Raw genomic sequence first — 1,428 nt, forward strand, 5'->3', positions numbered from 1 at the left:
GGGCGCCGGGTCGCCGCCGTGCGCGTAGAGCAGCGCGGCGCCCGCGACGAGGAGGTAGCCGGCGCACACCCCGGCCACAGCGGCCCCGCGTCCACCGAGCCGCCCCCTGGCCCGTACCGGCAGCAGGTCGCCCCGCTCCTCCGGTTCGGCCGCCTCGCGCGCCGCGCGGTGCAGGAGCCAGAGCGGCAGCAGCGGCAGCAGGAGGGGGACGAGGCCGAGCGGGACGGAGTCACCGGTGACGAGGCTGGAGCGGGCGAGCGTCGTGCCGTGCCCGAGGAACCACAGCGAGGCGGCGAGCCGCAGCGCGCCGCCGGGTCCGCTGTCGGGGAACGGCGAACTGACCCACAGCACCATGACGAGGACCGCCAGCGCGCCGAGTCCGAGCCCGGCGGCGAAGGCCCCGCCGAGAAGCGAGGCGATGAAGGCGGGCAGCCGTCTGCCGAGGCGGGCGGCGACGGGCGGGGCGGCGGGCGTGCCCTGGGGCGGGGACGTGGCGGCCCCGGGCGGATCGGTCATCTCGGTCACCGGGCCATGCTCCCAATGACCCAGTCGATACCCGTGCAAGAAGCGCGTACCGGAGGTGTCGCCCAATATACGATTATGCGATCTTACGTACGGAGCGACGCGCCGTGCCGTCAGGGAACCTCTCACCACGGGGGTGCGCGATGACCCCCGGCACGTCCGCCCACCGAGGCGAAGACGGCCCTGACGCGGCGTCGGAGACCGTGACCCACGCCCTGCCACCCGCCCCCGACCGCCGCCTGCTGCGTGAGCACGCGGGCCTGACCCGCGCTCAGGCGGCGGCACGCCTCGGCGTGAGCCCGCAGACGCTGCGCGCCTGGGAACGGGGCCGCGCCCGCCCGCACGGCAGACGCCTGGAGGCGTACGCGGGACTGCTGGCGGAACTGGCGGGCGGACTCCGGACGGAGGGCGGGGCGGGGGGTACGGGCGAGGAGGCGGCGCGTGCGGGGGAGACGGCGCGTACGGGCGCTCCGGAGCGGACGGGCGAGGAGGCGGCGCGTCCCGCCGGCATCCCCCGACCCGTCGAGACACCTCCCGCCGAGATGCCTCCCGCCGAGGCGCCCGCCGCCGAGACTCCCGCCGCCCAAGCACCCACCGCCCAAGCGCCCGCCGTCGAAGCACCTTCCGTGATCCCCGACATCGCGCACCCCGAGCCTCCCACCGCCCCACTCCCGCTCCCCGGTCCCCCGGAAGCCGCCTTCGCCGCGCTCTACGGGCGGGCCGCGCCGGGCCTGCTCCGTCAGGCGTACCTCCTGACGGGCCGTCCGCAGGTGGCGCTCGCGGCCGTGCTGAGCGGTTTCCGGCAGGTGTGGGAGCGGTGGCCGGAGGTGGTGCGCGACCCGGACCCGGAGGGGTGGGCGCGGGCGATGGTGCACGAGTCGGCGCTGTCGCCCTGGCGCGGGTTCG

The 1,428-nt window shown here is 77.2% G+C and carries 2 protein-coding genes; one reads left to right on the forward strand and one right to left on the reverse strand.

Annotated elements, in window-relative coordinates; genetic code table 11:
- The coding region (locus G3I42_RS09965) for a DUF6350 family protein (RefSeq protein ID WP_239096368.1) at positions 1–516 on the reverse strand (516 nt) is incomplete at its 3' end.
- 209 nt (positions 517–725) lie between these two features.
- Between G3I42_RS09965 and G3I42_RS09970 the strand changes: the two genes are divergently transcribed.
- The coding region (locus G3I42_RS09970) for a helix-turn-helix transcriptional regulator (RefSeq protein ID WP_343244506.1) at positions 726–1,428 on the forward strand (703 nt) is incomplete at its 3' end.

Source organism: Streptomyces sp. SID11385 (genome assembly GCF_010548245.1).
In the GTDB taxonomy this organism is placed as follows: domain Bacteria; phylum Actinomycetota; class Actinomycetes; order Streptomycetales; family Streptomycetaceae; genus Streptomyces.